The organism is Polaromonas glacialis (assembly GCF_000709345.1).
GTDB classification, from domain to species: Bacteria; Pseudomonadota; Gammaproteobacteria; order Burkholderiales; family Burkholderiaceae_C; genus Polaromonas; species Polaromonas glacialis.
The window spans coordinates 1,427,266-1,452,586 of the sequence record NZ_KL448323.1 but is presented as its reverse complement, the minus strand read 5'-3'; the positions used below and the strand labels follow the sequence as shown (position 1 = coordinate 1,452,586).

Sequence of the window (25,321 nt, the reverse complement as noted above, 5' to 3'; positions counted from 1 at the left end):
GCGCCGCCCTGATCCCGTTTTTTCAGCACAGCGCAGGCCCGGCCAGAACGGGTGGGATTCGGAAGCGGGATCGGATTGCCCCGTCACAAGCGGACGCGAGCAGGCCGGCTTTGCCGGATGCCAGGCGTCGCCCCCTGCAAGGGGGAAAGGAAGTACACGAAGTAACGACGATGGGGGTGTGCCAACCATCTTGCGATGGGGGTGTTCCAAACCCTAGTCGTTCAGCGCCTGCAGTAACTCGGTTTCAATCGCGATCTGCGCCTTGTTGTGCTGCAGCTCCGGCCCGTCGATCAGGAAGGTATCCTCGACGCGCTCGCCCAGCGTGGTCACCTTGGCCAGCTTGACGTTGATGTGGTGCCTGGCCAGCACCCGGGCGATCAGGTAGAGCAGGCCGACGCGGTCACTGGCCGACACGCTGAGCAGCCAGCGCTGGGCTTTCTCGTCCGGCCGCAAATCAACGCGCGGGGTGACGGGAAAGCTCTTGACGCGGCGCGACACCCGGCCCTTGCTGGGCGGTGGCAGCGGGCCTTTTTCTTCCAGGATGCGGCCCAGGTTCACCTCGACCATGGTGGCCAGTTCGCGGTAGTGCTCCTCCAGCGGCTCGCTGGTCACCTGGAAGGTGTCCAGGGCAAAACCGTTGTTGGTGGTGTGTACCTTGGCATCGAGGATGCTGAAGCCGGCCTTGTCAAAAAAGCCGCAGATGCGCACGAACAGATCGGGCGCGTCGGGCGTGTAGACCAGCACCTGCATGCCTTCGCCGGCCGCCGAGTGGCGCACGCGCACCGTCACCACCGCCTTGCCGATGTGGCGCGACAGGTGGCGCGCGTGCCAGGCAATGTCGGCGGCCTCGTGGCGCATGAAATAGCTCACGTCGAGTGTGTCCCAGAGCGCCTTGTAGGCCTGGAATGGCTCGGCATGCAGGGCCAGCAGCGTCAGTGCGCCGCGCTTGCGCGCCTCGATCTCTGCGGCCGCATCGGGCGCGCGGCCGCCCAGCACGCGCAGCGTGTAGCGGTAGAGGTCTTCGAGCAGCTTGCCTTTCCAGGCATTCCAGACCTTGGGGCTGGTGCCGCGAATGTCGGCCACGGTGAGCAGGTACAGCGCCGTCAGGTAGCGTTCGTTGCCCACTCTTTTTGCAAATGCGGCGATCACTTCCGGGCTGCTCAGGTCTTGCTTCTGGGCGACGCGGCTCATGCTCAGGTGTTCGCCTACCAGGAATTCGATCAGCCCGGTGTCTTCGGCGGCAATGCCGTGCTGGCGGCAGAAAACGCGCACTTCCTTGCGACCCAGCTCGGAATGGTCGCCGCCGCGTCCCTTGGCAATGTCGTGGAACAGCGCGGCAATGTACAAAATCCAGGGCTTGTCCCAGCCTGCGGCCAGTTGCGAGCACATCGGGTATTCATGCGAATGCTCGGCCATGAAAAAACGCCGCATGTTGCGCAGCACCATCAGGATGTGCTGGTCCACCGTGTAGACGTGGAACAGGTCGTGCTGCATCTGCCCGACGATGCCCCGAAACACCCAGAGGTAGCGGCCCAGCACCGAGGTCTGGTTCATCAGCCGCATGGCATGGGTGATGCCTTCGGGCTGCTGCAGGATGCGCAGGAAGGTCGCCCGGTTGACCGGGTCGCTGCGGAACTTGGCGTTCATCATCCCGCGGGCGTTGTAGAGCGCGCGCAGGGTGCGTGCCGACAGGCCCCGGATGCCGACGTGGGTTTCGAACAGCAGGAAGGTTTCCAGGATCGCGTGCGGCTCGCGCAGGTAGAGGTCGTCGCTGACCACTTCGAGCATGCCGGCCTTGTCAAAGAAGCGCTCATTGAGCGGGCGCAGCGGATAGTTGCACGGGCTGAGCTGCTCTTCAATGTTGAGCAGCAGGATCTGGTTCAACTGGGTGACTGCCTTGGCCGTCCAGTAATAGCGGCGCATCAGCGCTTCGCTGACCCGGCGCGGCAGCTTGCTGCCATCGTCGGCGGTGGCGGAATAGCCGAAGGACTGGGCCACCGCCGTCTGCAGGTCAAACACCAGCCGGTCTTCGCGCCGGCCGGCAATGATGTGCAGGCGCGCGCGTATCAGGCTCAGCAAGGCCTCGTTGGCCTTGATCTGCCGGACCTCGAAGGTGGTGACCAGGCCATTTCGGGCCAGCTCGTCCCAGGATTTTCCCAGGCCGGCGGCGCGCGCTACCCACAGCACCACCTGCAGGTCGCGCAGGCCGCCGGGCGACTCCTTGCAATTGGGCTCCAGCGCATAGGGCGTGTTTTCAAACTTGTTGTGGCGCTGGCGCATTTCCAGCGTCTTGGCGATGAAAAACGCCTTGGGATCAAGAATCGCGTCCAGCTGCGCCTGCAGACGCTGGTAGCTTTCGGCCGAGCCGGTCACCAGCCGCATTTCGAGCAGAGAGGTCTGCACGGTGACGTCCTTGGCCGCTTCCTCGACGCAGTGGGCCGCCGTGCGAACGCTGGAGCCGATTTGCAGCCCGCAGTCCCAGCAGCTGCTGATGAAGCCTTCTACCCTGGCTTTGAGGGCCGGATTGTCCTCGACATCGACGACGTCGTCGGGCAGCAGCAGCAGCACATCGACATCGGAATGCGGAAACAGCTCGCCCCGGCCAAAGCCGCCCACCGCGATCAGGCAGGCTTCGGGCGGAAACCCGGCCAGTTGCCACAGCCGGCGCAAGGTGGTGTCGGTCAGCCGGCCCAGCTTTTGCAGTTGGCCGTGAATGCCCCGGGTCGAGGCGCCGCTGCCGGCCAGCGCGGCAAGCACGCCCGCCTTGCCAGCGCTGTATTGTTCGCGAAAGGGAGTCAGTTCAGTCATGAAGGCAGGGCCTGACCGTGAAAGGATCGAAAAAGGCGGTCCCGCCAGGGAGACCGGGGTCAGGGACGGAATTAGGCGGCGGTTTTTTCGCGCGAGGGCTGCGGCACGAAATCCGGAATCGGCGGGCTGCCGGCCGACAGCGTCAGCACTTCGTAGCCGGTCTCGGTGACCAGCACCATGTGTTCCCACTGCGCCGACAGCGAATGGTCGCGCGTCACGATGCTCCAGCCGTCTTTTTCGGGGCCGTCCTTGATGTCGCGCTTGCCGATGTTGATCATCGGCTCGATGGTGAAGACCATGCCGGGCTTGAGTTCCTCCATGGTGCCGGGGCGGCCGTAGTGCATCACCTGCGGCTCTTCATGAAACTTCTGGCCAATGCCGTGGCCGCAAAATTCACGCACCACGGAGTAGCCGCTTTTTTCGGCAAACGTCTGGATCGCATGGCCCACATCGCCCAGGCGCGCGCCGGGCTTGACCTTCATGATGCCGTGCCACATGGCTTCGTAGGTAACCTGGCACAGCCGCCTGGCGGCAATCGAGCAGTCGCCGACCAGGAACATGCGGCTGCTGTCGCCGTGCCAGCCGTCCTTGATGCCGGTGACGTCCAAATTGACGATGTCGCCTTTCTTCAGCGGCTTGTCGTTGGGCACGCCGTGGCACACCTGGTGGTTGACCGAGGTGCACAGCGACTTGGGGTAGGGCGGGTAGCTGGGCGGGCCATAGCCGAGCGTGGCCGGAATCGCCTTTTGCACATTGATGGTGTAGTCGTGCGCCAGCTGGTTGATTTCGTTGGTGGTCACGCCGGGTTTGACGAACGGCGTCAGGTAGTCCAGCAACTCGCCAGCCAGCCTGCCGGCCACGCGCAAGCCTTCAATACCGGCTGCATCTTTGATAGTAATACTCATGCCGGAATTATCCCACCGGAGTCCGGCGCGTGTTTTTATCCTGGGCCGCAGGGGTTTTGGCGGCGCGACCAAGCCCGGCCGGTGCGCTGATAAAATCGCCGGCTGACGCAAACCTCGCGGATTTTGGCCTTTTGCCTGGAAAGTTTTTTTCAGCAGGGCGCCCCAGATTCGACAAAAGACAGCTTGCCGGCTGCCTCCACCACTTTCCAATTCAAAAGGCCACCGCTACCGTGACCCTGCACCTGACGACTTTTGAGGGCGACGCCCACGGCATCCGTGCCCTGAGCGATTTTCGCGTCCAGCAACTCCTGCCCCGCCTGCAAGCCATCCACGACAAGATCGTCGGCATCAGCGCCCGGTTCGTGCATCTGGTGGCCACCGAGGCAGCGCCCTCGGCCGACCTCAGCGCCAGCCTCGCGGCCTTGCTGCGCTACGGCGAGCCTTGCGATCAGCCTGCCGCCGGCGCCGCCGACAGCTTGCCGTTCATCGTCTCGCCGCGCTTTGGCACGGTGTCGCCGTGGGCGTCGAAAGCCACCGACATTGCCCACAACTGCGGGCTTGCAGTCAGGCGCATCGAGCGCCTCACCGAATACCGCGTGACGCTCAAGTCCGGATTTTTCAGCAAAGCTGTGTTGAGCGAATCCCAGCGTGAGCAGGTCGCGGCGCTGCTGCACGACCGCATGACGGAAAGCGTGGTCGCCGACCGGGCACAGGCCGAAGCGGGGCTGTTCACCGAACTGCAGGGCGCGCCGCTGCAGACCATCGACGTGCTTGGCGGTGGTAAAGACGCGCTGGCGCAGGCCAACAGCGAATTCGGCCTGGCGCTGGCCGACGACGAGATCGACTACCTGGTCCAGGCCTTCACCCAGCTCCAGCGCAACCCGACCGATGTCGAGCTGATGATGTTCGCGCAGGCCAACAGCGAGCATTGCCGGCACAAGATCTTCAATGCCGACTTCACCATCGACGGCGCGCTCCAGGACAAGAGCCTGTTCGGCATGATCCGCAACACCGAGCAGTTGAACCCGCAGCACACCGTCGTCGCGTATTCCGACAACGCTTCGGTCATGGAAGGCGCAAAAATTCAGCGTTTTTATGCAAAATCGGCCTCTTCCGCAGATGGGATGAGCGCAAGCAGCTATCAAAGCTATAGCGCCATGGACGACGTGCTGACGCATGTGCTGATGAAGGTCGAGACGCACAACCACCCGACGGCGATTTCCCCCTTCCCCGGCGCCTCGACCGGCGCGGGCGGCGAAATCCGCGACGAGGGCGCGACCGGGCGCGGCTCCAGGCCCAAGGCAGGCCTGACCGGTTTCACGGTGTCCAAACTGTTTGACGGCGACTACGGCAAGCCCGGCCACATCGCCAGCCCGCTGCAGATCATGACGGAGGGCCCGCTGGGCGGCGCGGCCTTCAACAACGAATTTGGCCGGCCCAACCTGAACGGCTACTTTCGCGAGTACGAGCAGACCGTGGCCGGCCAGCGCTGGGGCTACCACAAGCCGATCATGATTGCCGGCGGCGTCGGCACGATTGACGCCGGGCTGACGCACAAGATCCTGTTCCCGGCCGGCACGCTGTTGATCCAGCTCGGCGGCCCCGGCATGCGCATCGGCATGGGCGGCAGTGCGGCCAGTTCCATGGCGTCGGGCGTTAACGCGGCGCATCTGGACTTTGATTCGGTGCAGCGCGGCAATCCGGAAATCGAGCGGCGCGCGCAGGAAGTCATCAACCAGTGCGCCCAGCTGGGGCTGGCCAATCCGATTCTGGCAATTCACGATGTGGGCGCGGGCGGGCTGTCCAACGCCTTTCCCGAGCTGGTGAACGACGCCGGTCGCGGCGCGCGTTTCGATTTGCGCGCCGTGAAGCTGGAAGAAAGCGGCCTGTCGCCCAAGGAAATCTGGAGCAACGAAAGCCAGGAACGCTACGTGATGGCGATTGCCCCCGAGTCGCTGGCGCAGTTCGAGGCTTTTTGCGAGCGCGAGCGCTGCCCGTTCGCGGTGATCGGCGTGGCGACGGAAGAGCGCCAATTGATGCTGTCGGACGACGGCAACGCCGCGCCCGTCGATATGCCCATGAACGTGCTGCTGGGCAAGCCGCCCAAGATGCACCGCGACGTGACCAGCGTGGCGCGCGCCATCAAGCCGATCGACCTGACTGGCGTGGACCTGCAAAAAAGCTGCATCGACGTGCTCAGCCACCCGACCGTTGCGTCCAAGCGTTTCCTGATCACCATCGGCGACCGCACCGTGGGCGGCATGACGCACCGCGACCAGATGGTCGGCCCGTGGCAGGTGCCGGTGGCCGACTGCGCGGTGACGCTGGCCGACTACCAGGGCTTTGGCGGCGAGGCCATGAGCATGGGCGAACGCACGCCGCTGGCCGCCGTCAACGCCGCCGCCTCGGGCCGCATGGCGGTGGCCGAGGCCATCACCAACCTGCTGGCCGCGCCGATCGAGCTGGCGCGCGTCAAGCTGTCAGCCAACTGGATGGCCGCCTGCGGCGAGCCGGGCCAGGACGCCGCGCTGTATGAAACCGTCAAGGCCGTGGGCATGGAGTTGTGCCCGGCGCTGGGTGTGTCGATTCCGGTTGGCAAGGATTCGCTGTCGATGCGCACCGTCTGGAAGGACGAGGACGAGGACGAGGACGATGGCGCGGCCAAAAAAGTCATCTCGCCGGTGTCGCTGATCGTCAGCGCCTTTGCCACGCTGGCGGATGTGCGCGGAACGCTTACGCCCGAGCTGAACACGGTGGAAGCCGACACCACCCTGATCCTGATCGACCTGGGCAAGGGACAAAAGCGCATGGGCGGCTCCATCCTGGCGCAAACGCTCAATCTGGAAGACGGCGAAGTGCCCGACCTGGACGACCCGCAAGACCTCGTCAACCTGGTCAACGCCGTCAATGATCTGCGCGCGCAGGGCCAGATCCTGGCCTACCACGACCGCAGCGACGGCGGCCTGTTCGCCACCGCCTGCGAGATGGCGTTTGCCGGCCATGTCGGCGTGTCGCTCAACATCGACATGCTGCTGGTCGAGGGCGATGGCATCAGCGACAGCCGCATGGAGATGGGCGACAGCAAGAACTGGGCGTCGCAGGTCAGCGGCCGGCGCGACGAGCTGACGCTCAAGGCGTTGTTCAATGAAGAGCTGGGCGCGGTGATCCAGGTGCGGACCGATGCGCGCAATGACGTGATGCAGACGCTGCGCACGCACGGCTTGTCCAAGTTCAGCCATTTCATCGGCAAGACGCGGCCGGCGCATGCGTCGCTCGAAGTCGGCAAGGGTGAAGTCCGGGTCTGGCGCGACACCAAAACAGTCTTCAAGGCCCCGCTGCAGGACCTGCACCAGGTCTGGGACGCCGTGAGCTGGAAGATTTGCCAGCAGCGCGACAACCCGGCCGGCGCCGACGCCGAGCATGCCGCCGCAGGCGATTCCGCCGATCCCGGTTTGCATGTGTTCCTGCCACCAACCGTGCGCGAAGTCAGCGCCCCGGCCCTGATGCTGTCCCGCCCGAAAGTCGCGGTATTGCGCGAGCAGGGCGTCAATTCGCATGTGGAAATGGCCTACGCCTTCACGCAAGCCGGTTTCGAGGCCATCGACGTTCACATGACCGACCTGCAGACCGGCCGCGCCCAGCTGGCCGACTTTGCCGGCATTGTCGCCTGCGGGGGCTTCAGCTACGGCGACACGCTGGGTGCGGGCATTGGCTGGGCACGTTCGATCACCTTCAATCCGGCGCTGGCCGAGCAGTTCGGCGGTTTCTTCGGCCGCAGCGACACCTTCGGACTGGGCGTGTGCAATGGCTGCCAGATGTTTGCCGAACTGGCCGACATCATTCCCGGCGCCGGGGCCTGGCCGCGCTTCACGACCAACCGCAGCGAGCGCTTCGAGGCGCGCCTGTCGATGGTCGAGGTGCTGGATTCGCCGAGCCTGTTCTTTGCCGGCATGGCGGGCATGCGCCTGCCGATTGCCGTCGCGCACGGCGAGGGCTATGCCAATTTCGCCCACCGGGGCGATGCGTCAACCGCGATTGCAGCAATGCGCTTCACCGACCATCACGGCCAGCCGACCGAAGCCTATCCGGCCAATCCGAACGGCAGCGCCGGCGGCTTGACAGCCGTCACTACGGCGGACGGCCGCTTCACGGCGATGATGCCGCACCCCGAGCGGGTGTTTCGCAATGTGCAGATGAGCTGGACAAGCCTGGACAAGAGCGATGCCAGCCCGTGGATGCAGCTGTGGCACAACGCGCGCCAGTGGGTCGGCTGAACAGGTAGTTTTGAAAACGGGGCAAGCTGCTATTGTTTAGATAGCTGCTTGCGCCCGCCAGGACTGCGCAAACGGCTTATTCGATGCTTAAAGTCTGCCCCAGCGCGTGTTCGGCGCCCGGCACCAGCGCGATGACATCCGGCCCGGCATTCGCGGCCTCGATGCAGAAATAATCCTGCCAGCCGTCATCAGGCACGTCGGCCATCCTGCGCGCGCCTTCGCTGCCGGGGTTCCACACCACCACCGACCGGCTGCCTTGCGTGGCAATGACGATGCGGCGCTGCCAGCCCGGGTCTGCCAGGGTGTAGCGGCCGGTGAAGGCGCTGCCGGCGTCCGGCGCCGCATGGTAGATGCGGTCGCACGCCTGATCGAGGGCAAACGGCGCCTGCTGGATGTCGGCTGCCATGCCGCGCAGTTTGTCCCGGTAAGGCAGGCCGGCCAGCCCTTCGATGCCGACCTGCGCCGCATGGCTGACGGCAAAATAACTGTGCAGGGCTTGCGTCAGATGAAACGTCTGCGTGCCGAGGTTGCGGGTGCGCAGCGTCTGGCTCAGCGTCCGGCCGAGCGTGATCTTCAGGCTGACCTGCAGATCGGATGCCAGGACGGCGAAGCGGTCATTGGCGCAGGGGGTCAGGCTCAGGCTGATTTCATCCATGCCGCTGGCATGCACCGCGCTGACCTGCCACCGATTGACGCGCGCCGGCCCGTGCTGCAGCGCGTCCTCTAACATGCCCTGTTTGGCAAACCATGGCCAGCACACCGGCACGCCGCCGCGAATGGCAGCTGGCTCGGGCGGCGAGTCGGGGGAAAGCCAGAAGACATCGCGCTGGCCGGCCGGCACCCACGACAGCAGGTGCGCGCCGTGCAGCGCGATGACGGCGGTGCCGTGGCGGGTGGCCAGTAGCAGGGCCTTATGGCCTGCGTGCTGGCAGCGGGTGATTTCGGGGGGCAGGTGCATGCCACGAATTATGGCCGCGCCCGTCTGGTTCAAGCCAGCCTCGAGCGCTCTCGTAGTTACAAACCGGCTGCCGTGACCTGCTGGAAGAAGCCGCGTGCGGCGGCGTTGCAGAACGGCGGCACCAAGCCGCCATGATAGGCCTGCACAACGGCAGAGGCGCCGCCGTCGGAAGCGCCTGCAGCCACGGCCGCCTGCGCGGTGCCGGCCTTGGCCTGCGCAAAACCGGCCTTGGCAGCGGCATAAGGATCACTGGCGCTGGTGGGCGCTGAGTCCACGTTGAGAACGGTCAGCAAACTGGCGGCGGGCGCTGCCGGTGAAGGGCTTGTCCAGAAACCCTGCATCAGCTGGGTGTTGACGTTGTAGAACACCGTCGGGTCGCCGCTGCCGGCGCAGAGCAATACGGGGCGCGTCGGCGTCCAGCTGCGCAGGTCGTTCTTCTTGGCGGCCACCCGCATTGGATTTGCCGGACTGGCTGCGGGCAGGGCATTGGTCAGCGCCGGAACAGCGCCATCGGGATGGGCCAGCGCGTCGAGCAGGTAGTTCAGCCGCGAGCTGTTGGTGATGAGGTTGCTCGTGCCAAACCCCAGTGCGAACAGCGGCGCCAGTTCAGGCGGTGTGGTCGGCGGGCTGATGGCGTTGAGCGTGGGCTGCAGCGACGGCGGCGAACCTGCCGGCGCCGTCGGCGGCGTGCGGCTGAACAAGGCGGTCTGCGGCAGCTTTCCGCCGGGCGCAAGCAGGGTGGACAGCGGCGTGTTGGTGGGCAGCAAGGTGTCGATGCCGGTGGCATAGGCCGGCTCGTAGATATCGGTGAGCTGGCTGTAGATGTTGCCGTAGGCCTTCTGGTAGCTGTTGATCAGCAGGGGCGTGAACAGCGTACTGCCCAGGTTGACGTTGCCGTAGTACACCGCGTCGCCAAACGCCGCCAGCGCATACGGGCCGGACATGGGGGCGCTGGCCGTCACGCTCTGGCCGGCGGCCTGCATGGCCTTGTGCGTGGCCATGGCCACATGGCCGCCTTGCGAATAGCCGGTGATGAACAGCTTGCCGTTGTCCTGCACCGGCTGGATCAGGCCGGGCAGGGCCTTGCGGGCGGCGCTCAGCGCGTCCATCATGTCCTTGGACGACTGGTCGGCATTCAGGTAGGGGTGGTAGGCCAGCTTGGACGTGTCGTATCCGGCGTAATTGGGTGCCACCACGATGAAGCCCTGCGCTGCATACATCGCGGCGATCAACACGGCTTCGGAATATGCCGCGCCGTTTTCGTCCACCAGGTTCGCCAGGTTGTAGCTTTTTGCGGTGGTCGTGCCGTGGGCATACAGCACCACAGGACGGCTGCCGGTGCAGTCCGGGCCGCCCGACGGCGTCATCAGCGCGCCGGTTGCATCGGTGCTTTCGTTGGCGCCGCCCACGGTGCCGTAGCGGATGTACTGGACATCGACGCCGCACTTGGGCGTGCCGGCAATGGCCAGGAGGCTGCGGCCGCTGGCGCTGGCATTGAGCCTGGCGGCAAAATCGCCGGCCGAAAAGAAGGCGGTTCGCGCTGGCGGATTCTGGATCAGCGCGCCGCGCGCTGGCGGGCTGTCAACAACCACAGGGCTGTCGACAGAGTCGTCGCCGCCGCAGGCGGCCAGTAAACACGCCGCCGCGACGATGCTCAGTAAAGGTATGGTTTTCATGCTTGTCCCTGTCTTGTGAATTAAAAAGAACGACCGTACTATTTGTTACGGGAAATGTTAACGAACTTGGCATCAGCGCGCTGTCGGGTTACTACCTAACAAGGCGCAAGCGACGCAAAAAAACATCTGCGTACACTCTGCGCCATGCTGTTTCGACGACTTGACTTTCTCGACGCCCTGCGCGGCCTGGCCATCGTCTGGATGACCGCTTACCACTTGTGCTTTGATCTGAACCATTTCGGCTACCTGCGGCAGGACTTTTACGCTGATCCGCTCTGGACATGGCAGCGAACGGCGATCGTGACGCTGTTTCTGTTCACCGCCGGCCTGGGCCAGTCGGTGGCCGTCGATCGGCGTCAGGCATGGGCGCGTTTCTGGCGGAGATGGGCTCAGGTGGCCGGTGCTGCGCTGCTGGTCAGCGCCGGCTCCTACGCCATGTATCCGCAAAGCTTTATTTATTTTGGCGTGCTGCACGGCCTGGCGGTCATGCTGGTCATCGTGCGGCTGACGGCGGGCTGGGGCCGGTGGCTGTGGTTGCTGGGAGGCACGGCGATTTCCCTGAAATTCCTGGCCGATGGCGCGCATGCACTGTGGCCTGCGCTTGATTTCCTGAACCACAAGGCGCTGAACTGGCTGGGGCTGGTCAGCCGCAAACCCATCACCGAGGACTATGTGCCCTTGATTCCGTGGCTGGTTGTCATGTGGTGGGGCATGGCGGCGGGGAACTGGGTGCAGCGCCAGCGGCCGCACTGGCTGGCTCCCCAGGCGAAGACAGACTTTGCAGCGCTCAAGGTGCTGGCGGGACTGGGCCGGTGGAGCCTGAGCTATTACCTGCTGCACCAGCCCGTGCTGATCGGTGCGTTGATGGGTTTGGGCGCCTTGAAACAAGCCTGGCCGTTTCTGCCTTAATTTAAGGCATCCTGGCCTAAGCCACGCCCTGTCTCGCTTTGGCGGCTTTTGCAGGGGCTCATCAACAAAGTTATCCACATGATGCAGGAACAACTTTGACGCCCCACAAAATGCTTTCCCGGGCAAACGGTCGCGTCCTACAAATGGCTCTGCAGTGCTTCGGTAATGTGGCTGCTGGCAATCCCGCCGGCTCATTCTTAACGCCCATGCCCAAAACCATCCCACCGGCCGATGGCCGAAAAAAAACTGAAAAAACCGCTTCCAGCAGCAGTGCCGCCAAGGCAGCTGCTCGGAACACCGACAGCGGACCCTCCAAGGTGAATCCTGATTCCGGTGGCGATACGCATGTCGAAAAAATGACGCAGACCGAAGCCCTGGTCGCTGCCATGCCTTTCAATGCGACCAAGCCCGCCGAACATGGGTATGCAAACGCCATCTCGCCCCGGCAAGGCGCCACTGTCGAGCCAGCGTCCAGACTGCCCACCGGCAGCACACTGTCCGAAGAGAACAGCAGCGACAAGACCGGAACCATTGCGCCCGAAGGCGTGAACGCCACCATCGAGCCGCTGGACCGTGTGCGCGTGGATTCCTCTGGCCAAATGCTGACGACCAACCAGGGCGTGGCAGTGGCTGACAACCAGAATTCGCTGAAATTCGGCCTGCGCGGGCCAGCGCTGCTGGAAGACTTCGTGCTGCGCGAAAAGATCACCCATTTCGACCATGAGCGCATTCCCGAGCGTATCGTGCATGCGCGCGGTTCCGGCGCGCACGGGTACTTCGAATGCTACCAACCGCTGACGCAGTACACCAAGGCCGCGCCGTTCCAGGAAGCCGGCAAGGTCACGCCGGTGTTCGTGCGCTTTTCCACGGTGGCCGGCGAGCGCGGCTCCAAGGACACGGCGCGCGACGTCCGCGGCTTTGCCGTCAAGTTCTACACCGACGAGGGCAACTGGGACCTGGTGGGCAACAACATCCCGGTGTTCTTCATCCAGGACGCGATGAAGTTTCCGGATCTGGTGCATGCCGTCAAGCCCGAGCCGCACCACGGCATGCCGCAGGCTGGCAGTGCGCACGACACCTTCTGGGATTTTGTTTCGCTGATGCCTGAATCGACCCACATGCTGATGTGGGTGATGTCGGATCGCGCCATTCCGCGCAGTTTTGCCACCATGCAGGGCTTTGGCGTACACAGCTTTCGCTTTGTCAACGACGCCGGCGAGTCGGTGTTCGTCAAGTTTCACTGGAACCCGATGGCCGGCACGCATTCGCTGGTCTGGGACGAGGCGGTGAAGATTTCCGGTGCCGACCCCGACTTCCACCGCCGCGACCTGTGGGAGCGGATTGAGGCGGGCGCCTACCCGGAGTACGAGCTGGGCGTGCAGATCTTCACCGAGGAGCAGGCCGAGCAGTTCAGCTTCGACATCCTGGATGCGACCAAGATCATTCCCGAGGAGCTGATTCCGGTGCAACCCGTAGGTCGCATGGTGCTCAACCGCAACCCGGACAACTTTTTTTCGGAAACCGAGCAGGTGGCTTTCTGCACCGCGCATGTCTTGCCCGGCATCGACTTTTCGAATGATCCGTTGCTGGCAGGCCGCATCCATTCGTATGTCGATACCCAGATTTCACGCCTGGGCGGCCCGAATTTCCATGAAATCCCGATCAATTCGCCGATCGCGCCGGTACACAACAACCAGCGCGACGGCATGCACCGCCAAGCGATTCACCGGGGCCGCGTGAGCTACGAGCCGAATTCGCTGGCTGGCGGCTGCCCGTTCCAGGCGGGCGCCGGGCAAGGTTTTGTCACGGTGCCGGCGCGCTTGCAGGCGCAGGAAGAGCAGGCCAAGGTGCGCGGCAAACCCGAGAAGTTTGCCGACCACTACACGCAGGCGACGCTGTTTTATGAAAGCCAGACGCCGGCCGAGAAAGCGCATATCGCTGCCGCCTTTCGCTTTGAATTGAGCAAGGTCACGGTACCGGCGATTCGCCAGCGTACCGTGTCCATGCTGCGCAATGCGTCGGAAGCCCTGGCGCAAAAAGTCGCCGAAGGCTTGGGAATGGACGCGCTGCCCGACGCCATGCCGCTGGCGCTGGCCCAGCCGGCCAAGCCCGAGGTCACGGTGTCGCCGCCGCTGTCGCTGATGGCCCGGCCGGGCGATGGCCGCATCAAGGCGCGCAAGATTGCCTTGCTGGTTGCGCCCGGCGTGATGGGCGAATCGATGGCGCAGGTGCAGGCTGCCTTGCTGGCTGAAGACGCCGTTCCGCGTCTGGTGGCACCGCATATAGGCTCCGTCGCCACGGCCGAAGGCGGGACGCTCGATGCCGACGCTTCACTGGAAAACGAACCCGGCTTCCTGTTTGATGCGCTGGTGCTGCCCGATGGGCAAGCCGCCGTCGATGCGCTGGCGCTGGATGGCCACACGATGGAATTCATCAAGGATCAGTACCGGCATGGCAAGACCATCCTGGCGCTGGGCGCTTCAAGCGCGTTGCTGGAAAAGGCCGGCATACCGGCCACGCTGCCAGACGGCAAGCCCGATGCCGGGCTGATCATGGCGCCTTTGGGGAGCGCGGCCGATGCTGCGGCGACCTTCATCAAGGGCATTGCGCTGCACCGTCACCCGGCGCGGGAAACCGATCCGCCGCGCGTGTGATGCGGCCTTGCCCATGAAAAAACGCGGCCTTGGCCGCGTTTGTCGTTGGAATAAACGGGTTGCTTATTCGACCTTGGCTTTCTTGCGCAAGTCTTCCTGGAAGGCGGCGAGCTTTTGCTGCTGCATCTGCTGGGCAATTTGCGGCTTGACTTCTTCAAACGCCGGCAGTTGCGCCGAGCGGATGTCATCGACCCGGATGACGTGGTAGCCGAACTGCGACTTGACCGGTGTGTCGGTCATCTGGCCTTTGTTCAGCTTTAGCAGGGCTTCGGTGAACTCGGGCACGTAGCTCGATGGATTGGCCCAGTCCAGGTCGCCGCCCTTGGCGCCGGAGCCAGGGTCTTTTGATTGCTTCTTGGCGATGTCCTCGAACTTGCCGCCTTTTTTCAGGCTGGCGATGATGGCGGTGGCTTCGCCTTCCTTCTCGACCAAAATATGGCGCGCCTTGTATTCCTTGCCGCCGTTGGCTGCGGCGAACTTGTCGTATTCGGCCTTCAGGTCGGCATCGGTGATGGGATGGGTTTTTTGATAGTTGGCGAACAGTTCGCGGATCATCAAGGTCTGGCGTGCCAGTTCCATCTGCGCCTTGAAGTCGTCTGTGCCGGAAATGCCCTGCTTTTCGGCTTCCTGCATGAATACTTCGCGGGCAATGACTTCCTCGCGCAACTGGCCTTCCATTTCCGGCGTGACCGGGCGGCCGGCCTTGGCGACCTGCTGGGCCAGCGCATCCATGCGCGACTTGGGAACGGCCTTGCCGTTGACGATGGCCAGGTTTTGCGCCATGGCGCCTGTGCTCAGTGCCAGCAGGCTTGCCATGGCCGTGGCCATTAAAAATTGTTTCTTCATGTTCAAGTGGGAATCCTTAGGAAGGGGTTTATGGGCTGATTGTTCCAGCCCGAGGGCCGGCACGGTTGCGAGAGATCAAGCGGGCCGGTCTGACCCGAAGACTTTCAACGATCTTTAACGATCTCAATGGCCAGGGCATGCAGGCCCTGGTCGATGAAATTTTGCATTGCATCATACACAAGCCGGTGGCAGGCCACCCGGCTCTTGCCGGCAAACGCCGGGCTGGCGATGCGAACCCGAAAGTGCGAGCCGAATCCCTCGGCATTGGCGCCGGCGTGGCCGGCATGCGCTGCGCTTTCGTCCAGCACTTGCAGCAGGGTCGGTTCAAGACGCGCCTGGAGCTGCTGCTCGATTTCCTTGACACGCACCGGCAGGGCGGGGTTAACGCTGGATGAATGTGTGCTCATGAGGTGGTGTCGGGCTTGATGTGCTTGTTGAGGAAAAAGGCCTGCGCCAGAATGAACACCAGCATCAGCCCCATGCTGCCGAAGAGCTTGAAATTGACCCAGGTGCTGGTGGAAAAGTTAAACGCCACCCACAGGTTGATGCAACCCATGGCCGCGAAAAACGCCACCCAGCTGAAATTGACCTTGCGCCACACCGCATCGGGCAGGCTCATCTGCGCGCCCATCAGCGACTTGATGCCGTTTTTCCTGAACACCAGCTCGCCCACCAGCAAGGAGGCGCCCATCACCCAGTAGAGCACCGTCGGCTTCCACTTGATGAAGCTTTCGCTGTGAAAGTAGATGGTGGCGCTGCCCAGCGCGGTGACCAGCCCCAGGCTGACCCAGAGCATGGTGTCCACCTTGCGGCCGCGTGCCTTGAGCCACAGAATCTGCAGCAGCGTGGCGACAATCACCACCACCGTGGCCAGCAGCACCGGCGCTTCGGCCGGGCCGACGACGCCGCCCGATACCATGAAGCCGAGCCAGTCGGTGGCAGTGCTTGCAGCCCAGTCCTTGTGGCCTTCGGCGTACTTGAACATGCCAAAGAACAGGGCAATCGGCAGAAAGTCGAACAGAATTTTCATGGCGTGATTATGGCGGAGCGAGATTTATTAAAAAAATGAGAAAAAGTCTGCCCGGCATATTGCGGTGTGCAAACTAAAAGCTGTGCGGCGATAACTTCTCAGGCCAGTCAGGGCTGCGGAACCGGCTACGCCGGGCCGCAGGCGCAGCGGCCCCCTCGGGGGGCAGCGAACCACACGCAGTGGGGAGCGTGGGGGCTCATTTCTTTTTGAAGTCGAGCGATGCCGAGTTCATGCAATAGCGCAGCCCGGTGGGCGTGGGGCCATCGGGGAAAACATGCCCCAGGTGCGCGCCGCAGTTGGCGCAAACGGTTTCGGTTCGCGTCATGCCGTGGGCGCGGTCCACATGCTCTTCAATTGCGCCTTCCTTGATTTCTTCGGAAAAGCTCGGCCAGCCGCAGCCGGCGTCGAACTTGGTGGACGAGTCGAACAGCTCGGCATCGCAGCAGATGCAGCGGTAAGTGCCTTCGGCGTAGTTGTCCTCGTATTTGCCGGTGAACGGGCGTTCGGTGGCGGCATGGCGGGTGACGTTGAAAGCCACGGATTCGGCGCCTTTGTCAGCAAGCAGGGCTTTCCATTCAGCATCGGTTTTCTGGATTTTGGCGCTCATGTCTTGGGGTCCTGTCTGGTTGAAAAAATTAGGAACTGCAGCTGATGGCAATCGACGCGGCCCAGTCGGGCGGAAAACCGGCAAAACTGTCATGGCCGGGATGCTCGTCGAAGGGCGCCTGCAACAGCGTCAGCAAGGTATCGACCTGCGAGAAGTCTTTAAGTTTCGCCGCCTGGATGGCTTCTTCGCCCAGGTGGTTGCGCAGCACGTATTTTGGATTGCTTTTCAGCATAAAATCGGCCCTTTGCGCACTGTCCACGGGCATGATCCGCTCTGAATACTGTAGCGCCCAGGCATTGAAGGATTCCAGGTCGTAAAACAGGTCGCGCACCGGCTCGTGGCCGCTTTGCGCGGTGAACCCGCACAGCCGTCTCCAGAAGATCGTGTAATCCACCTTGTTGCTGGCCAGCAGCCGGAAGGTGCTTTCGATCAGCTGGCCGTCGCCTTCATGCTCATCGGGCAGCCCCAGCTTGGCACGCATCCGGGCCTGCAGCGCCTGCGGGAACACGGTCTTGTACGACTCCAGCGCGGCCAGCGCGTCTTCCTGGTTGTCGATCAGCGGCAGCAGCGCCTGGCCAAGGCAAAACAGGTTCCAGTAGGCCATGTTGGGCTGCTTGTTGTAGGCATAGCGGCCCTGTTCGTCCGAATGGTTGCAGATGTGGCCGGGGTCGAAGGCATCGAGGAACTGGAACGGGCCGTAGTCAATCGTCAGCCCCAGGATGCTCATGTTGTCGGTGTTCATCACGCCGTGGCAAAAGCCGACCGCCTGCCAGGCGGCCATCATGCGGGCGGTGCGTTCGCTGACGGCCTGCAGGAAGGCCGCATACGGCTGCTTCGCTTCCCGGCATTCGGGAAAAAAGCGGTCGATGACGTAATCGGCCAGGGTTTTCAGCTGGGCATGCTGGTTGCGGTAGCTGAAGTGCTCGAAATGGCCGAAGCGGATGAAACTCGGCGCGGTGCGGGTCACGACGGCGGAGGTTTCGATTTCCTCGCGGCGCACCGGCGCGTCGGAGCCGGTCACGCACAGCGCACGCGTCGTTGGAATGCCCAGCCCGTGCATGGCTTCCGAGCACAGGAATTCGCGGATCGAACTGCGCAGCACGGCCCGGCCATCGCCCATGCGCGAATACGGCGTCTTGCCCGCGCCCTTGAGCTGGAGCTCCTGCGGTCCGCTGGGCGTCTGCATCTCGCCGAGCAGGATGGCCCGGCCATCGCCCAGCTGCCCGGCCCAGACGCCGAACTGGTGTCCGCTGTAGACGCTGGCCAGCGGCCGGCTGCCGGGCAGCGGCTGGTTGCCGGTGAGGGCGGCCAGCGTGTCGGCCGATTCGAGCCACTGGTCTTGCAGCCCCAGTTCACGCGCCAGCGCACGGTTACGCCCGACCCAGTAGGGCGACGGCAGGGGGCGGGGTTCCAGCTCGGTATGGAAATCCGGCCCCAGCGCGGCAAACGAATGGCTCCATTGCAAATCAGGGGCGGCAGGCGCGGGGCGGGTGGCTAATGGAGTGTCAAGGGCAGTGCTCATGACTTTATTGTGATGTAGGGCAAGCAGCCCTGTGCAGCAAGGGGTAAGTGTTGTGTTTTGCGTTGCACGCTGTCGCCAAGGTGGCGCAGCTACGGACTTTCCCGAAGCGGGACGGGAAAAGCGGCCTGTACCATGCAGACCGGTGGACACGATTTTCATGGCATGCCCGTTCGGGCGACAAAAAAAGGATGCAGACGATGTTAGGTTTAATGCAGAACCAGCCCTTGCTGATTTCATCACTGATCGAATTCGCCGCGCGCCACCATGGCGATGCGGAAATTGTCTCGCGCCGGGTGGAGGGTGACATCCACCGCTACACCTACCGGGAAGCCGCGCGGCGCTCGCGCCAGGTGGCCCATGCGCTTGATGCGCTGGGGCTGGCCTTTAGCGACCGCGTCGCCACGCTGGCATGGAACGGCTACCGGCACTTCGAGCTGTACTACGGTGTCAGCGGATCGGGCCGGGTATTGCACACCATCAACCCGCGCCTGCATCCGGAGCAGATCGCCTGGATTGCCAACCACGCCGAGGACCAGGTGCTGTGCTTTGACATGAGCTTCTTGCCGCTGGTGCAGGCGGTGCATGCCAAATGCGCCACCATCAAGCATTACATCGCCCTGTGCGATGCCGACAAGCTGCCTGCGGACACCGGCATTCCGGGCCTGCAAAGCTATGAAAGCTGGATCGGCGGCCAGCCGGGCGACTACGACTGGCCGACCTTTGATGAAAACACCGCGTCAAGCATGTGCTACACCAGCGGCACCACCGGCCACCCGAAGGCCGCGCTGTACAGCCACCGCTCCAGCACGCTGCATGCCTATGCGGCGGCCCTGCCCGATGTGATGAGCGTCTCGGCGCGCGATGCCATCCTGCCGGTCGTGCCGATGTTCCATGTCAACGCCTGGGGCATCCCGTATTCGGCGGCGCTGACCGGCGCCAAGCTGGTGTTTCCCGGTCCGGCGATGGACGGCAAGTCGGTGTACGAGCTGATCGAGGCCGAAAAAGTCACCTACGCCGCCGGCGTGCCGACCGTCTGGCAGATGCTGCTGACGCACATGAAGCCGGGCGGGTTGCGGTTTTCCACCCTGCGCCGCACGGTAATTGGCGGCTCGGCCTGCCCGCCGGCCATGATCCAGGCCTTCAACGATGACTACGGCGTGGAGGTGCTGCACGCCTGGGGCATGACCGAAATGAGCCCGCTGGGAACCCTCTGCACCCTAAAGAACAAGCACGACAGCCTGAGCGAAGAAGAAAAGATGAAGATCCGCCTCAAGCAGGGGCGGGCGATCTACGGCGTCGACATGAAGATCGTCGATGGCGCCGGCAAGGAACTGCCCTGGGACGGCAAGACCTACGGCGACCTGATGGTCAAGGGGCCGTGGATCATCCGCGAATACTACAAGGGCGAAAGCGATCCGCTGGTCGATGGCTGGTTCCCGACCGGCGACGTGGCGACCATCAATGCCGACGGCTACATGCAGATCACCGACCGCAGCAAGGACGTCATCAAGTCCGGCGGCGAATGGATCAGCTCCATCGACATCGAGAACATCGCCGTGGCGCATCCGGCGGTGCTGATGGCGGCCTGCATCGGCATGACGCACCCGAAGTGGGACGAGCGGCCCATCATTGCCGTGGTCAAAAAACCCGGCATGGACGTCAGCCGCGAGGAATTGCTGGCATTCTACGAAGGCAAGACCGCCAAATGGCAGATTCCCGACGACGTGGTGTTTGTCGATGCGATTCCGCTGGGTGCCACCGGCAAGATGCTCAAGACGCGGCTTCGCGAGCTGCTCAAGGATTACCAGTTGCCTGGCTGAGCCGCAGACGCCGGCAGAGTCACCGAGGTGATAGCTGCACCCCTTTCCTAAGGGCATTCCCTGAGCGGCACCCTGAACAAAACTTGTACGCTCACGAAATCAACAAACGAAGGAGACATGCAGTGAATTTTGCTATCAAGTCTGTAGCGGTATGTGCAATGCTTGCAAGCGCCTCGATCGCTTTTGCCCAAAAAGGCGAGACGGTCAAGATCGCCATGATCGAAGGCCTGTCGGGGCCCTTCGGCAACGTGGGCCAGAACCAGTTGAAAAACTGGCAATTCGTTACCGAGCGCCTCAATGGCGCCAAGAATGCGGCCGGTGTCAAATTCGAAGTCGTCGGCATCGACAGCAAAAGCTCACCCCAGGAAGCCTTGAACGCGCTCAAGTCGGCGATTGATCAGGGTATTCGCTATGTCGCGCAGGGCAATGGCTCGGCTGTGGCGCTGGCGCTGGCCGATGGCATTGCCAAGCACAACGAACGCAATCCCGGCAAGGAAGTAATTTTCCTGAACTATGCCGCTGTCGATCCCGCGCTGACCAACGAAAAATGCTCTTTCGCGCATTTCCGCCTGGACGCCGACACTTCCATGAAAATGCAGGCCCTGACCGCGTTCATGAAGGACCAGCCCAAGGTCAAGAAGGTCTATTTGCTCAACCAGAATTACTCGCACGGCCAGCAGGTGGCCAAGTATTTCAAGGAAGGCCTGGCCCGCACCCGGCCCGATGCGCAGATTGTGGGTGAAGACCTCCACCCGTTCGGACAGGTCAAGGACTTTGCCCCCTACATTGCCAAGATCAAGGCTTCAGGCGCTGACACGCTGGTCACTGGTAACTGGGGCCAGGACATGACCCTGCTGGTCAAGGCGATCACCGAAGCCGGCCTGAAAATCCCGATCTATGCCTACTATCCGGGTGTGAGCGGCACACCGACGGCCCTGGCCGCCGCAGGCGACATTGAGGTCTACCAGATCGCCTACAACCACTCCAACTACACCGGCGAGTTGGGCGCCATCATGAAGGAGTTCAAGCAGAAGTACAACGACGACTTCTACACCTTCGCCATCTACAACGGCGTGGTGCTGCTGTCCGAGGCGATGAACAAGGCCAAGTCCACCGACCCGATGAAAGTCGCCGCCGCCATGGAAGGACTGTCTTTCAAGGGGTTCAACGGCGACTCGCAGATGCGCAAGTCGGACCACCAGTTGCAGCAGGGCTTGTTCATTTCAAAATGGCAGAAAGTGGACGCCAAGAACAACTACAGCGTTGAAAACACGGGCTACACCTTCGCGCCCGTCAAATACATCGACGGCTACATCGCCAGCACGCCCACCAGCTGCGACATGAAACGCCCCTAGGCACTTCGACTGATTTGCCGTTTCTGCGCCGGGTGGCGAAAGTTTCCCCGGCGCACTTTTTGATCCTGACAAAGCCGTGTATTTTTCCAGGCTTCTGACTGACGGACATTCATGGAATTTTTCACCATTTCCCTGCTGAATGGGCTGAGCTACGGCCTGCTGCTCTTCATGCTTAGCTCGGGGCTGACCCTCATATTCAGCATGATGGGCGTGCTCAACTTTGCGCATGCTTCCTTTTACATGCTGGGCGCCTATTTTGCCTACAGCGTCACCAGTTTGGTGGGTTTCTGGCCTGCCCTGGTCATTGCGCCTCTGCTGGTCGGCGTGATCGGCGCCGCCTTTGAAAAAATCTGTTTGCGCCGGGTGCACAAGTTCGGCCATGTGCCTGAGCTGCTCATCACCTTTGGCCTGAGCTACATCCTGGTTGAACTCGTGCAACTGGTGTGGGGGCGCATCGCGGTGGACTACCGTGTGCCCGAAGCGCTCAAAGGGCCGCTGTTCACTCTGTACGGAACGCAATTTCCAATGTACCGGGGTTTCATGATGGCGGTGGCCCTGTTCATGCTGGTGGCTGTCTGGCTGCTGCTCAAAAAGACCCGCATCGGCCTGGTCATTCAGGCGGCCCTGACCCATCCCGAGACGGTGGAAGCGCTGGGGCACAACGTGCCGCGTGTCTTCATGCTGGTGTTTGGCGGTGGCGCCGCCCTGGCCGGGCTGGCGGGCGTTATCGGCGGCAACGCCTTCGTGACGGAACCGAGCATGGCCGCGGCCGTGGGCTCGATCATTTTCGTGGTGGTGGTGGTGGGCGGCATGGGGTCGCTGGCTGGAGCTTTTCTGGCCTCGGTGCTGATCGGCGTGCTGCAGACCTTTGCGGTCGCGGTGGACAGCTCGCTCATGAGCGCGGTATCGGGGCTGGGCGTTGCAGTGACGCCGGAAACCTTCGGCTACGCAGTGCTCAAGCTCAAGGTCAGCCAGATCGCGCCCATATTGCCGTACCTGTTTCTGGTGCTGATGCTGATTTTCCGGCCCAAGGGTCTTTTAGGTACCCGGGAGGGATAACAGTTATGTCGGCCTTTCTTCATTCTTCGTCGGTCCAGCGCCGTTCCAGTTCCCCAAGCCGTGGGCGCCTGATGGTCTGGAGCCTGTTTGCCTTGGTGATCGCGGCGGCACCGCTGGTCTTCACCAGTAGCCTGAGCCATACCATTTTGTCGCAAATGGGCGTCGCTATCATTGTTTGCCTGAGCTACAACATGTTGCTGGGGCAGGGCGGAATGCTCAGTTTCGGCCATGCCGTCTATTCCGGTCTGGGTGCGTTTATCGCCATGCATGTCCTGAACGCCGTAAGCAAGGGAAGCCTGGCCTTGCCGGTCAGCCTCATACCCCTGGCCGGCGGCCTGGCCGGACTGGTGACGGCGCTGATACTGGGCTGGGTCACCACCAAGAAATCAGCCACCACGTTTGCCATGATCACGCTGGGCATTGGCGAGCTGGTCTGGGCCATGTCGCTGATGTTTCCCGAGTTTTTCGGCGGCGAAGGCGGCATTTCGGGCAACCGCGTGACCGGACCCAAGCCCTTGGGCATCACGTTTGGCCCGCAGATCCAGTTGTACTACCTGATAGCGGTGTACACCTTTGTCTGCACCGGCCTGATGTTCGCCTTCACCCGCACGCCGCTGGGCCGCATGCTCAACGCGGTGCGCGATAACCCTGAACGGGTCGAATTTGTCGGCTACGACACCCAGAAAGTGCGTTACTTGTCTTTTGTGATCGCGGCCTTTTTTGCCGGCATCTCGGGCGGGCTGGCCGCGCTGAACTTCGAGATCGTAACGTCGGAAGTGGTCAGCGGCTACCGCTCCGGCGCCTACCTGCTGTTCACGTTTCTGGGCGGGGCCACCTTCTTTTTCGGCCCCATCATTGGCGCGGTGCTGATGGTGCTGGCCTTTGTGCTGCTCAGCGAGTTCACCAAGGCCTGGCTGCTGTACCTGGGCCTGGTGTTTTTGTTCATGGTCATGTTTGCGCCAGGGGGCTTTGCCAGCCTGATCATGACGAATGTGCGCGTGGCGGCGTTCGGCAGGCTCAAACCGCTGCTTGGCCACTATGCGGCGCTGCTGGTGACGGGCCTGGTTGCTTTTGCCGGTGCTGCCGCCATGATTGAAATGCTCTACCACCTCCAGCTCGATGCGGCCCTGGGCTCGCAGCTTCACTTCATGGGCATGCAGCTGAATGCGGCGGCGCCCGTCACCTGGGGTGCCGCCGCCGCGATCACGCTGGCGGGGCTGATCGTTTTTGAGCTGGCACGCCGCCGCTTCGCCGTGAAATGGGGCGATACGCAGGAATCGATAGAAAAAGAAATTAAGCGGCGGGAGGCCCTGTGAGTGCATCAAAATCCCAGACAGGCCAGCAGTTCGCACTTGAACTCAAAGACCTGCGCAAGAGTTTTGGCAAGACCGAAATCATCCGCGGCATCAACCTGGCGGTCGAGCCGGGCCAGCGCATCGCCATCATCGGCCCCAACGGGGCCGGCAAATCGACGCTCTTCAACCTGATCAGCGGGCGGTTTGCACCAACGAGCGGGCAGGTCCTTCTCGATGGCCAGTCCATTCAGGGAAAAAAGCCCTTTGAAATCAACCGGCTGGGACTGTCGCGCAGCTTTCAGATCACCAACATCTTTCCCAAGCTCAGCGTGTTTGAAAACCTGCGCTGCGGCGTGCTGTGGAGCCTCGGCTACAAGTACACCTTTTTGAAATTCCTCGCCAACCTGGACGACGCCAACGCGCGGGCTGACGAACTAATGGCCATGATCAAGCTCGACAAGAAGCACGATGTGCTGGCGACCAACCTCACCTACGCCGAACAGCGCGCGCTTGAAATCGGGATCACGATTGCCGGGGGCGCCAGCGTGATCCTCCTTGACGAGCCGACAGCGGGCATGAGCCGCTCCGAAACCAGCCGCTTCATCAGCCTGATCAAGGAGGTCACGGTGGGCAAGACCCTGCTGACGGTCGAGCACGACATGGGCGTGGTGTTCGGCCTGGCCGACAAGATTGCTGTCGTCGTGTACGGGGAAGTGATCGCCTTCGATGAGCCCGAAGCAGTGCGCGCCGATCAGCGGGTGCAGGAAGCGTACCTGGGTTCATCGGTGGCCGACGCGCAAGGGCAAGGACATTGAGCATGCTGAAACTGACCAACCTCAACGCCTTCTACGGCAAGAGCCACGTCTTGCACGATGTCTCCTTTGAAGTGCAGCCCGGCGAAATCGTGGCCTTGCTGGGCCGCAACGGTTCGGGCCGCTCGACCACCGCCAAAGCTGTCATGGGCCTGGTCGATTGCCAGGGTTCCATCCTCTGGAAAAACGCGGAAATCGTCGGCAAGAAGGCCTACCAGATTGCCCATCTCGGCCTGGGTTATGTGCCGGAAAACCGAGATATTTTCCCCAAGCTCACGGTTCACCAGAACCTGCTGCTCGGCCAGAAAGGATCGGGCATGGGTTCGCGCTGGTCGTTTGACGACATGTACCTGCTCTTCCCCCGGCTGCGCGAGCGCCAGCACACCGAGGCCGGCGTGCTGTCGGGCGGCGAGCAGCAGATGCTCACGCTGTGCCGCACGCTGATGGGCGACCCGGACCTGATCATCATCGACGAGCCCACCGAGGGCCTGGCGCCCAAGATCGTCGAGCTGGTCGGCCAGTACCTGCAGACCCTGAAGGCCAAGGGCATTTCTGTGCTGCTGATCGAGCAGAAACTGACGATTGCGATGGCCATTTCCGACCGTGCGCTGGTCATGGGCCACGGCAGCATCGTGTTCGACGGCACGCCCGACAGCCTGCGCGCCGATGCCGACATCCGAAAGGAGTGGCTGGAGGTGTAACAAGCTGGCGGCTTTGTCACGACAGGGACAAAAACCGGGTAAACCCGCATCCTTCGCACTTCGTGGCCCTCGTAAGCGTCCCTACAATGG

At 62.8% G+C, this 25,321-nt stretch carries 18 protein-coding genes; 9 read left to right on the top strand and 9 right to left on the bottom strand.

Going from position 1 to position 25,321, the window contains the following annotated elements; all coding sequences use genetic code 11:
* Window positions 1–213: 213 nt before the first annotated feature.
* Both EC86_RS0107285 and map read right to left on the bottom strand, forming a co-directional pair.
* On the bottom strand, window positions 214–2,808 hold the full coding sequence (locus tag EC86_RS0107285; RefSeq protein ID WP_029525008.1) for a [protein-PII] uridylyltransferase: 2,595 nt from the start codon (window positions 2,806–2,808) through the stop codon (window positions 214–216).
* 71 nt (window positions 2,809–2,879) lie between these two features.
* Window positions 2,880–3,713, bottom strand: a complete 834-nt coding sequence (gene map, locus EC86_RS0107280; RefSeq protein WP_029525007.1) for a type I methionyl aminopeptidase — start codon at window positions 3,711–3,713, stop codon at window positions 2,880–2,882.
* A gap of 230 nt (window positions 3,714–3,943) precedes the next feature.
* On the opposite strand from map, the gene purL reads away from it, so the two are divergent.
* Window positions 3,944–7,987: a phosphoribosylformylglycinamidine synthase gene (gene purL / locus EC86_RS0107275; protein ID WP_029525006.1), complete on the top strand. Its 4,044-nt coding sequence runs from the start codon at window positions 3,944–3,946 to the stop codon at window positions 7,985–7,987.
* 76 nt (window positions 7,988–8,063) lie between these two features.
* On the opposite strand, the gene EC86_RS0107270 is transcribed toward purL, so the two are convergent.
* Complete coding sequence (locus EC86_RS0107270) at window positions 8,064–8,945, bottom strand: D-hexose-6-phosphate mutarotase (protein WP_029525005.1); 882 nt, start codon at window positions 8,943–8,945, stop codon at window positions 8,064–8,066.
* A gap of 56 nt (window positions 8,946–9,001) precedes the next feature.
* A complete protein-coding gene (locus EC86_RS0107265) occupies window positions 9,002–10,621 on the bottom strand; it encodes an alpha/beta hydrolase family protein (RefSeq protein ID WP_029525004.1) in 1,620 nt (539 codons plus the stop codon).
* Window positions 10,622–10,765: 144 nt separating this feature from the next.
* On the opposite strand from EC86_RS0107265, the gene EC86_RS0107260 reads away from it, so the two are divergent.
* The gene (locus EC86_RS0107260) at window positions 10,766–11,530 is read left to right on the top strand and encodes a heparan-alpha-glucosaminide N-acetyltransferase (protein WP_029525003.1); all 765 of its coding nucleotides are present in this window, start codon (window positions 10,766–10,768) and stop codon (window positions 11,528–11,530) included.
* A gap of 206 nt (window positions 11,531–11,736) precedes the next feature.
* Window positions 11,737–14,184 (top strand): catalase, encoded by a 2,448-nt coding sequence (locus tag EC86_RS0107255; protein ID WP_036772896.1) that lies wholly within the window; start codon window positions 11,737–11,739, stop codon window positions 14,182–14,184.
* A 63-nt stretch (window positions 14,185–14,247) separates the two neighbouring features.
* Here the strand turns inward: EC86_RS0107255 and EC86_RS0107250 are convergent, their stop codons facing one another.
* The 5 genes from EC86_RS0107250 to EC86_RS0107230 all read right to left on the bottom strand — a co-directional run bounded on the left by EC86_RS0107250 (window position 14,248) and on the right by EC86_RS0107230 (window position 18,189).
* Window positions 14,248–15,030 (bottom strand): peptidylprolyl isomerase, encoded by a 783-nt coding sequence (locus EC86_RS0107250; protein WP_029525001.1) that lies wholly within the window; start codon window positions 15,028–15,030, stop codon window positions 14,248–14,250.
* A 104-nt stretch (window positions 15,031–15,134) separates the two neighbouring features.
* Window positions 15,135–15,437, bottom strand: coding sequence for a BolA family protein (locus EC86_RS0107245; RefSeq protein ID WP_051675777.1), 303 nt, complete (start codon window positions 15,435–15,437; stop codon window positions 15,135–15,137).
* Entirely contained in the window at window positions 15,434–16,060 is a 627-nt protein-coding gene (locus EC86_RS0107240; RefSeq protein ID WP_029524999.1) for a septation protein A, read from the bottom strand. The genes EC86_RS0107245 and EC86_RS0107240 overlap by 4 nt, the downstream gene beginning before the upstream one ends.
* A gap of 196 nt (window positions 16,061–16,256) precedes the next feature.
* Complete coding sequence (gene msrB, locus EC86_RS0107235; protein WP_029524998.1) at window positions 16,257–16,667, bottom strand: peptide-methionine (R)-S-oxide reductase MsrB; 411 nt, start codon at window positions 16,665–16,667, stop codon at window positions 16,257–16,259.
* A 28-nt stretch (window positions 16,668–16,695) separates the two neighbouring features.
* Complete coding sequence (locus tag EC86_RS0107230; protein WP_029524997.1) at window positions 16,696–18,189, bottom strand: protein adenylyltransferase SelO; 1,494 nt, start codon at window positions 18,187–18,189, stop codon at window positions 16,696–16,698.
* A gap of 197 nt (window positions 18,190–18,386) precedes the next feature.
* Here EC86_RS0107230 and EC86_RS0107225 point away from each other — a divergent pair, with 197 nt between their 5' ends.
* The 6 genes from EC86_RS0107225 (at window position 18,387) to EC86_RS0107200 (ending at window position 25,231) form a co-directional block, all read left to right on the top strand.
* The gene (locus EC86_RS0107225; RefSeq protein ID WP_029524996.1) at window positions 18,387–20,009 is read left to right on the top strand and encodes a 3-(methylthio)propionyl-CoA ligase; all 1,623 of its coding nucleotides are present in this window, start codon (window positions 18,387–18,389) and stop codon (window positions 20,007–20,009) included.
* Between the two features lie 122 nt (window positions 20,010–20,131).
* Window positions 20,132–21,364 (top strand): branched-chain amino acid ABC transporter substrate-binding protein, encoded by a 1,233-nt coding sequence (locus EC86_RS0107220; protein WP_029524995.1) that lies wholly within the window; start codon window positions 20,132–20,134, stop codon window positions 21,362–21,364.
* Window positions 21,365–21,475: 111 nt separating this feature from the next.
* Window positions 21,476–22,423: a branched-chain amino acid ABC transporter permease gene (locus EC86_RS0107215; protein ID WP_029524994.1), complete on the top strand. Its 948-nt coding sequence runs from the start codon at window positions 21,476–21,478 to the stop codon at window positions 22,421–22,423.
* A 5-nt stretch (window positions 22,424–22,428) separates the two neighbouring features.
* Window positions 22,429–23,739, top strand: coding sequence for a branched-chain amino acid ABC transporter permease (locus tag EC86_RS0107210; protein ID WP_036771944.1), 1,311 nt, complete (start codon window positions 22,429–22,431; stop codon window positions 23,737–23,739).
* Entirely contained in the window at window positions 23,736–24,533 is a 798-nt protein-coding gene (locus EC86_RS0107205; RefSeq protein WP_029524992.1) for an ABC transporter ATP-binding protein, read from the top strand. Before EC86_RS0107210 ends, EC86_RS0107205 begins: the two co-directional genes overlap by 4 nt.
* A 2-nt stretch (window positions 24,534–24,535) precedes the next feature.
* Window positions 24,536–25,231: an ABC transporter ATP-binding protein gene (locus EC86_RS0107200; protein WP_029524991.1), complete on the top strand. Its 696-nt coding sequence runs from the start codon at window positions 24,536–24,538 to the stop codon at window positions 25,229–25,231.
* The last annotated feature ends 90 nt before the right edge of the window (window positions 25,232–25,321 follow it).

Coding starts and splice junctions, on each gene's coding strand:
- EC86_RS0107265 (WP_029525004.1), bottom strand. CDS start 10,621: ATGAAAACCATACCTTTACTGAGCATCGTCGCGGCGGCGTGTTTACTG.
- EC86_RS0107200 (WP_029524991.1), top strand. CDS start 24,536: ATGCTGAAACTGACCAACCTCAACGCCTTCTACGGCAAGAGCCACGTC.
- EC86_RS0107215 (WP_029524994.1), top strand. CDS start 21,476: ATGGAATTTTTCACCATTTCCCTGCTGAATGGGCTGAGCTACGGCCTG.
- EC86_RS0107245 (WP_051675777.1), bottom strand. CDS start 15,437: ATGAGCACACATTCATCCAGCGTTAACCCCGCCCTGCCGGTGCGTGTC.
- EC86_RS0107250 (WP_029525001.1), bottom strand. CDS start 15,030: ATGAAGAAACAATTTTTAATGGCCACGGCCATGGCAAGCCTGCTGGCA.
- EC86_RS0107230 (WP_029524997.1), bottom strand. CDS start 18,189: ATGAGCACTGCCCTTGACACTCCATTAGCCACCCGCCCCGCGCCTGCC.
- EC86_RS0107240 (WP_029524999.1), bottom strand. CDS start 16,060: ATGAAAATTCTGTTCGACTTTCTGCCGATTGCCCTGTTCTTTGGCATG.
- msrB (WP_029524998.1), bottom strand. CDS start 16,667: ATGAGCGCCAAAATCCAGAAAACCGATGCTGAATGGAAAGCCCTGCTT.
- EC86_RS0107255 (WP_036772896.1), top strand. CDS start 11,737: ATGCCCAAAACCATCCCACCGGCCGATGGCCGAAAAAAAACTGAAAAA.
- EC86_RS0107210 (WP_036771944.1), top strand. CDS start 22,429: ATGTCGGCCTTTCTTCATTCTTCGTCGGTCCAGCGCCGTTCCAGTTCC.
- EC86_RS0107285 (WP_029525008.1), bottom strand. CDS start 2,808: ATGACTGAACTGACTCCCTTTCGCGAACAATACAGCGCTGGCAAGGCG.
- EC86_RS0107260 (WP_029525003.1), top strand. CDS start 10,766: ATGCTGTTTCGACGACTTGACTTTCTCGACGCCCTGCGCGGCCTGGCC.
- map (WP_029525007.1), bottom strand. CDS start 3,713: ATGAGTATTACTATCAAAGATGCAGCCGGTATTGAAGGCTTGCGCGTG.
- EC86_RS0107225 (WP_029524996.1), top strand. CDS start 18,387: ATGTTAGGTTTAATGCAGAACCAGCCCTTGCTGATTTCATCACTGATC.
- EC86_RS0107270 (WP_029525005.1), bottom strand. CDS start 8,945: ATGCACCTGCCCCCCGAAATCACCCGCTGCCAGCACGCAGGCCATAAG.